Source organism: Microcoleus sp. B3-A4 (genome assembly GCF_036705385.1).
Classification (GTDB): Bacteria; Cyanobacteriota; Cyanobacteriia; order Cyanobacteriales; family Microcoleaceae; genus Microcoleus.
Genome location: NZ_JAUBUI010000114.1, coordinates 1 through 9,051, shown reverse-complemented (window position 1 = coordinate 9,051; position 9,051 = coordinate 1). Strand labels below are relative to the sequence as shown.

Below are 9,051 nucleotides of genomic sequence, written 5' to 3'. Positions count from 1 at the left end.
CCCAGCCACAACTCCTGAGGATGTCCAAAAAACGAGTCCTGCTCAAGAAAAATTAGCAACAATTACACCCCCAGCCACAACTCCTGAGGATGTCCAAAAAACGAGTCCTGCTCAAGAAAAATTAGCAACAATTACACCCCCAGCCAAAACTCCTGAGGATGTCCAAAGAACGAGTCCTGCTCAAGAAAAATTAGCAACAATTACACCCCCAGCCAAAACTCCTGAGGATGTCCAAAAAACGAGTCCTGCTCAAGAAAAATTAGCAACAATTACACCCCCAGCCACAACTCCTGAGGATGTCCAAAAAACGAGTCCTGCTCAAGAAAAATTAGCAACAATTACACCCCAAGCCACAACTCCTAACGATCCTGGCTATTCTCAGTTATGGGGACTAAACAACACAGGTCAAAGTGGGGGAACAGCCGATGCAGACATCGATGCCCCCGAAGCCTGGGATATTCAACAGGGAAACCCAAACTTAGTTATCGGTGTTATTGATACGGGCGTTGATTACAACCACCCCGACTTAGTGGGCAATATCTGGACAAATCCAGGGGAAATCACCGGAGATGGCATCGATAACGACAATAACGGATATATAGATGACACTCGCGGCTGGGACTTTGCCTATAACGACAATAACCCGATGGATGTGCAGGGACACGGTACCCATGTTTCGGGAACCATTGCCGGCAAAGGCAATAACGGCGTTGGAGTGACGGGGGTTGCGTGGAATGCCAAGATTATGCCACTTAAGTTTTTAGATGATAGTGGTTCCGGCTATACATCTGATGCAATCCTCGCCATTGACTATGCAACGGGGAAGGGAGTCAAAATTACTAATAACTCTTGGGGAGGCGACGGCTATAGTCAAACTCTATCCGATGCCATCAATACTGCCGGACAACAGGGAGCTTTATTTATTGCTGCGGCGGGTAATGGAGGCTTTGATGGGATTGGAGATGACAACGACACAACGCCTTCTTATCCTGCCAGTTACAACCTATCTAATATTATCTCTGTTGCCGCAACCACCCGCACCGATGGACTCTCCTCTTTCTCCAACTATGGATCCGCCAGTGTTGATTTAGGAGCGCCAGGTGAGGATATCTATAGCACCTGGCCTAACTCTAGCTACAATACCATCTCTGGGACATCAATGGCATCTCCCCATGTCACCGGGGCCGCGGCCTTGCTGTGGTCTCAAAATCCCACTTGGACAGCACAGCAAGTTAAAGACAAGCTGCTGCAAACAACTGATGCTATTTCTGCTTTGAGTGGTAAGACGGTCTCAGGAGGTAGGCTGAACATTAACAATGCTTTGGCGGACTCGAATGATAATTTCGCTAACCGGATTCTCCTAAATGGCGTACCTGTGAGTACAATGGGCTCAAATATTGGAGCCACCGGAGAAGTAGATGAACCTAGCCAAAGTGGGCCAACTAACTCGGTGTGGTGGTCTTGGACGGCACCCAGTACCGGGACCTTTGAGATTAACACCGCAAACAGTAATTTCGATACTTACTTGTCGGTTTTCACTGGTGATGCGGTTGATAACCTCACTCTGATTGGCTCCAATGATGATGGGGGAGCGAATAACACTAGCCTGATTAGCCTGAATGCTACAGCCGGGACAACCTATCAAATAGCTGTCGATGGTTATTATAGTGCTACAGGTGAGATTCAACTTAATATTGTCCCTCCCCCTCCAGTCAATGACAATTTTGCCAACTCAATTGCTTTGACCGGTGTAACAGCCAATGGTACAGGCTCAAATATTGCAGCCACAGGAGAAGTAGGTGAACCTAGCCAAAGTGGGACAACTAACTCGGTGTGGTGGTCTTGGACAGCACCCAGTACCGGGACCTTTGAGATTAACACCGTAAACAGTAATTTCGATACTTGGTTGTCGGTTTTCACTGGTGGTGCGGTTGATAACCTCACTCTGATTGGCTCCAATGATGATGGGGGAGGGAATTACACTAGCCTGATTAGCCTGAATGCTACAGCCGGGACAACCTATCAAATAGCTGTCGATGGTTATTATAGTGCTACAGGTGAGATTCAACTTAATATTGTCCCTCCCCCTCCAGTCAATGACAATTTTGCCAACTCAATTGCTTTGACCGGTGTAACAGCCAATGGTACAGGCTCAAATATTGGAGCCACAGAAGAAGTAGGTGAACCTAGCCAAAGTGGGGCAACTAACTCGGTGTGGTGGTCTTGGACAGCACCCAGTACCGGGACCTTTGAGATTGACACCGCAAACAGTAATTTCGATACTTACTTGTCGGTTTTCACTGGTGATGCGGTTGATAACCTCAGTCTGATTGGCTCCGATGATGATGGGGGAGAGAATTACACTAGCCTGATTAACCTGAATGCTACAGCTGGGACAACCTATAAAATAGCTGTCGATGGTTTTAGCAGTGGTACAGGTGAGATTCAACTTAATATTGCAGAGGATATAGACGGCCCTATAATTGGCACTCCTGGCCCGGATAACTTAACCGGAACTCCCAATCCAGATACCATCTATGGATTGGCCGACAACGACACCCTCAATGGATTGGCCAGCAACGACACCCTAGATGGTGGCGATGGTGACGATCGTTTAGACGGAGGACTCGGAGCCGACCAACTTAAAGGCGGATTGGGTAACGATATCTACGCTGTGGATAATGCAGGAGATGTCGTCACTGAACTTGCAGCTCAAGGAACCGACTTGGTGCAATCTGGCATCACCTACACCTTAGCTGCTGATGTTGAAAACCTGACTTTAACAGGCACCGCACTGATTAACGGCACCGGAAATCCTGTAGCCAACGTCATCACCGGCAACGCCGCTAATAATACCCTCAATGGATTGGCCGGCAACGACAACCTCAACGGGGTTGCTGGAAACGACATCCTTAATGGTAACGAGGGTAATGATCGTTTAAACGGAGGACCCGGAGCCGACCAAATGACAGGCGAATTGGGTAACGATATTTACGTTGTGGATAATGCCGGAGATGTCGTCAGTGAACTTGCAGCTCAAGGAACCGACTTGGTGCAATCTCGCGTCACCTACACCTTAGGTGCTGAAGTTGAAAACCTCACTTTAATAGACACCGCACTGATTAACGGCACCGGAAATACTTTAGCCAACGTCATCACCGGCAACGCCGCTAATAATATCCTCACTGGCGGTGGCGGACTCGACCAAATTAAAGGCGGATTGGGTAACGATATCTACGTTGTGAATAATGCAGGAGTTGTCGTCACTGAACTTGCAGCTCAAGGAACCGACGAGGTGCGCTCAACCGTCAGCCACACCTTAGCTGCAAATGTTGAAACCCTCCGTTTAGAAGGCAGCGCAGTGATTAACGGCACCGGAAATACTCTAGCCAACACTATTTTTGGCAACACCGCTAATAATACGCTCAATGGCGGTACCGGAGCCGACCAACTTACAGGCGGATTGGGTAACGATATCTACTTTGTGGATAATGTAGGAGATGTCGTCACTGAACTTGCAGGTCAAGGAACCGACGAGGTGCGCTCAACCGTCAGCCACACCTTAGCTGCAAATGTTGAAACCCTCCGTTTAGGAGGCAGCGCAGTGATTAACGGCACCGGAAATACTCTAGCCAACACTATCATCGGCAACACCGCTAATAATACGCTCAACGGGGGGGGCGCTCAAGATATTCTAACGGGTAGTACGGGTGCAGATACTTTCCTCTTCCAGTTTGGACAATCCTCTGTATCCGCCAGCGATCGCGTTAGCGACTTTGCGATCGGCACTGATAAGATCGACTTGTTGACCCAAGGTGGATCTGCAATGAATGCTCCTACTAGCTTTAGCCGTGCTGCCAATAATAGCACTGCCACCACTTTACAGCTTCTGGTACCTCAAGTATTTACCGACGCTAATGGAGGATTAGCCGGAAACCAAGCTCTAGGAATTAATAGCGCTGCTGTAGTTGTGGCTACCAATGCCTCGATCGCGGGTAATTACCTTGTGATTAATGATGCTACTGCTGGTTTTCAGGCGGGTAACGATTTAGTGATCAAATTAACAACCACCGGGACGTTACCCCCTGCGGGCTCTATTCCCGTTACCAATTTCTTTATCTAACCACAACCTCAAGGATTGGCGCTGCATAATCAAAGGATGAGCTGTGAATCCAAATCGTAAAAATTAGCGAAGTAACCGGGTTTTTGAGAAAGTCCGACAGGGTATTAATTCCCTGTCGGACTTTATTTGTATAGGATTGGTTTCAACCCACTTTCCGCACCCTCCACTGTCACAATCGGTTTTTGCGGAATTTTGTGAACCCAAATAATCATTTTTTATATACACAAGTGGGAAATTGGACTGGCGATCGCCAGTTCAATTTAGCCAAACTCCGAAAATTCGTAGTGTGACAATTCAGGGTGTGGAATGTGGGTTTCAACCCACATTCCACACCCTGGGGTATCAAACAAGTCACGGTTTGGCCGTGATATAAAGTCCGCACAAAACGCCAAAAAAATCCCGCGCTGTCTCATACATAGCGAGTAAGGATTCAGGTATCTGAAACGTAGTCACAGAAAGAGTTCTAGAATTCAATCCTTCGCTAAATCAACAGCTTAATTCTCAATAGGTACGAGAATCAAAGCTTTCATGGTTTTTTAATAAGAATGGATATTTGATGATTATTCGATCGAATGGTTAAACCGTATAGATTTTACTGCTTTTCACCTGACCTGAATCCTTACCATAGCGGGGCAAAGTTCAGGGAGTTTAAAGACTGTGTAAAGTTTTGGTCATTTAGTTCAATTCGCGTGCATTATTGATTGATAGAGGCAAGACAAAAGTAACATCCACCCATAAAAAAAGCAAAAAATACCATGTTTGACACACTATTGCCCGATGGCAAGAATTTATCAACCTCTGGCAACATTCCCTCTCCCACTGCTAGTGCGAGTGAAACAACCAACTTTCTAGCAGAAACCGACAATATTATGGATACGAATTTTAGCTCAGACCGCGTAATTGCCAAACAGAAGCCCACCGCGAATGCCAGTGAAATTACCAACTTGCCAGCAGAAATCGGAGTCACAAAAGTTACCCAAGCGTCACAACCTGGGACTGACATCTGGCAGACTCCTTCAGGAACGGTTGAACAAACAATATCAGCTTATAAGGATGATCCCCGTTTTGAATACATAGATGAAGCACCGGCTATTATTGTACCTAGTACATCAGAGAATTTAGGCCAAATTCTTCAGCCAACTACATCTATTGTTTCTGTACCAGATCCAGCTAAATCATCTATTGATTCACCCAGAATTACTGATGCTAATGATGGTGTGGAACCTGTACCTTTACCACCCGGTTATGTATCTACTGACACCATCATTGGTATTGATGACCGTCAGAGAGTAACTGATACTCAAAACTATCCTTGGAGTCCGATTGGACTTGTACAAGCAAAATTTCCTAATGGTGATTGGGCCGGTGGTACAGGAACATTAATAGGTCCTTTCACTGTATTAACGGCTGGTCATGTTATTTATAGTCATGCACGAGGTGGTTGGGCAACAGAAGTTAAATTTACTCCAGGCAGGGATGGTAAAGATAGATGGTTTGGTGAGGCATCATATACCTCATTGAAAACTAATACTTCATGGATAAACTCAGCTACTGAGGATCAAGATTGGGGTGTAATCCAGCTTGATCGTTCCCTAGGAAATTCTACAGGAACAGCTGGGTATAGAACGAACCTAAATGGTCAATCAATAACAACTGCTGGTTATCCAAGTGATCTTGCAACAGAATGGTTCAATGATGTAGGTTTATACCGTGCTGATGGTACTATTTCTTCTTCCACTAATACTAAACTTTATTATAGTAGCACAGTTGATACTTTTGGAGGTCAGAGTGGTAGTGCTGTTTGGCAACCCGATAATACTTTCCAAGCAATAGGAGTACATGCGTATGGATCTACTGGTACTGGCAATAGTGGAACCCGAATACAACCTTATATGTTTGACTTATTCAATACTTATAAAGCTGATTCAGCCCCAGTCAGCAAACCAGACCTAGTTCATTGGGATAACTGGTTTAATTCAGCTATTGGTAGTTTTAGTAGAACTACCGTTTCACCTGGTCAAGGTTTTAGTGTCAATACATTTGCTCGAAATAATGGCACAGAAGCATCTGGAAACTATACTGTTAATTTCTACGCTTCCACAGATGATGATGTTACTAATGCTGTTGGCTCTCATTATTTGTTAGGTACTGCTAACTTATCTTCCTTGAGTCCATTTAATTGGGCTGATGCTTCTTGGAGCGGTACATTTCCTACTATCCCAGTAGGTACTTATCGAGTTGTTTCTTTTATTGATCCTACTGCTTCTATTGGCGAATATGATGAGTCACTAGCTAGTAATCAAAGAGCCTTTCCAGGAACATTAACTGTTACTCCACCACCACCAGTCAATGATAATTTTGTTAATCGCAGTGTATTATCAGGTAGTACAGCAAATGCAACAGGTACTAATGTAGGTGCCACAGGAGAAACAGGAGAACCGGCTCAAAATGGAACTATTAACTCGGCGTGGTGGTCTTGGACAGCACCCAGTAGCGGAACCTTTACCATTGATACCAAAAACAGTAATTTCGACACTTACTTGTCCGTGTTCACGGGTTCGGCGGTGGATAGCCTCAGTCTGATTGGCTCCAATGATGATGGAGGGGGTAATTCAACTAGCCTCATCAACCTTAATGCGACAGCCGGGACAACCTATCAAATAGCTGTTGATGGTTATAGCAGTGCTACCGGAGCGATTCAACTCAATATTGCCGTTCCCCCCCCAGCCAATGATAATTTTGCCAACCGAATTGCTTTGACAGGTGTAACAGCCAACGGTACAGGAACAAATATTGGAGCCACAGGAGAAGTAGGTGAACCTAGCCAAAGTGGGACAACTAACTCGGCGTGGTGGTCTTGGACAGCACCTAGTAGCGGGACTTTTACTATTGACACCAAAAATAGTAATTTCGATACTTACTTGTCGGTTTTAACTGGTTCTGCGGTTGATAACCTCACTCTGATTGGCGCTAATGATGATGGAGGGGGGAATAACACTAGCCTGTATAACCTGGATGCCACAGCCGGGACAACCTATCAAATAGCTGTTGATGGTTATAGCAGTGCTATAGGTGAGATTCAACTTCATATTGCACCATACGAAATAAATGGCACTCCTAACGCTGATAACTTAACCGGAACTCCCAATCCCGATATCATCAATGGATTGGCCGGCAACGACACCATCAATGGATTGGCCAGCAACGACACCCTAAATGGTGGCGATGATAACGATCGTTTAAACGGAGGACTCGGAGCCGACCAACTTACAGGCGGATTGGGTAACGATATTTACCTTGTGGATAATACCGGAGATGTCGTCAGTGAACTTCCAGCTCAAGGAACCGACTTGGTGCAATCTGGCATCACCTACACCTTAGCTGCTGATGTTGAAAACCTGACTTTAACAGGCACCGCACTGATTAACGGCACCGGAAATCCTGTAGCCAACGTCATCACCGGCAACGCCGCTAATAATACCCTCAATGGATTGGCCGGCAACGACAACCTCAACGGGGTTGCTGGAAACGACATCCTTAATGGTAACGAGGGTAATGATCGTTTAAACGGAGGACCCGGAGCCGACCAACTTACAGGCGGATTGGGTAACGATATTTACGTTGTGGATAATGCCGGAGATGTCGTCAGTGAACTTGCAGGTCAAGGAATCGATTTAGTGCAATCTGGCGTCACCTACACCTTACCTGCAAATGGTGAAAACCTCACTTTAACAGGCACCGCACTGCTTAACGGCACCGGAAATACTTTAGTCAACGTCATCACCGGCAACGTCGCTAATAATACCCTCAATGGATTGGCAGGCAACGACAACCTCAACGGGGCTGCTGGAAACGACATCCTTAATGGTAACGAGGGTAATGATCGTTTAAACGGAGGACCCGGAGCCGACCAACTTACAGGCGGATTGGGTAACGACATTTACCTTTTCCAGTTTGGACAATCCTCTGTATCCGCCAGCGATCGCGTTAACGACTTTGTGATCGGCACTGATAAGATCGACTTGTTGACCCAAGGTGGAGCTGCAATGAATGCCCCTACTAGCTTTAGCCGCGCTGCCAATAATAGCACTGCCACCACTTTACAGCTTCTGGTAGATCAAGTGTTTATCGACGCTAATGGAGGATTAGCCGGAAACCAAGCTCTAGGAATTAATAGCGCTGTTTTAGTTGTGGCTACAAATGCCTCGATCGCTGGTAATTACCTTGTCATTAATGATGCTACTGCTGGTTTTCAGGCGAGTAGCGATTTAGTGATCAAATTAACAACCACCGGGACGTTGCCCCCTGCTGGCTCTATTCCCGTTACCAATTTCTTTATCTAACGATAACCTCAAGGATTGGCGCTGCATAGTCGAAGGATGATCTGTGAATCCCAATCGGAAAAAGTAGCCAACAAACGAGGTTTTTCGAGAAAGTCCGACAGGGAATTAATACCCTGTCGGACTTTGTTTGTAGAGGCTCGGTTTCCACCCAGATTCCACACCCTGGGTGTGACACAGCATAATTACGCAGACAACTCTATTTTGAAAGTAATAAATTATGCCTTTAAAAAGCTTTTTATCCGTGCAGGATCTTAAGGTATAATTTATAGCTTTATTGCTAGATAAAAATTAATAAAAACCGATTGTGACAGGTGAGGCTGCGCCATCTGGCTAAGAAAGATCGAGAGCCCTTTCTCGCCCAAATTCAGAAGGGTTCTCGCTCTTTCAAGAATGCGATATATTCCACCCTAAACTATGATATGAAAAAAATCATCATCGGCATTATGGGGCCGGGCGATAGGGGAGCATCTCAAAGGGAGCGTGTCACTTTTGCGATGAGTATTTATACTAAACTATTTCTTCGCTTACCAATTAAGTCATTTAAGTAAGCACATCTATGAGCCAATACCTGTCCAATATGTTCTG

The 9,051-nt window shown here is 45.7% G+C and carries 2 protein-coding genes; both read left to right on the top strand.

The features are described from left to right. The coding region (locus QUB33_RS26810) for a S8 family serine peptidase (protein ID WP_333356775.1) at positions 1-4,123 on the top strand (4,123 nt) is incomplete at its 5' end. Between the two features lie 755 nt (positions 4,124-4,878). After that, complete coding sequence (locus QUB33_RS26805) at positions 4,879-8,466, top strand: bluetail domain-containing putative surface protein (RefSeq protein WP_333356772.1); 3,588 nt, start codon at positions 4,879-4,881, stop codon at positions 8,464-8,466. The last annotated feature ends 585 nt before the right edge of the window (positions 8,467-9,051 follow it).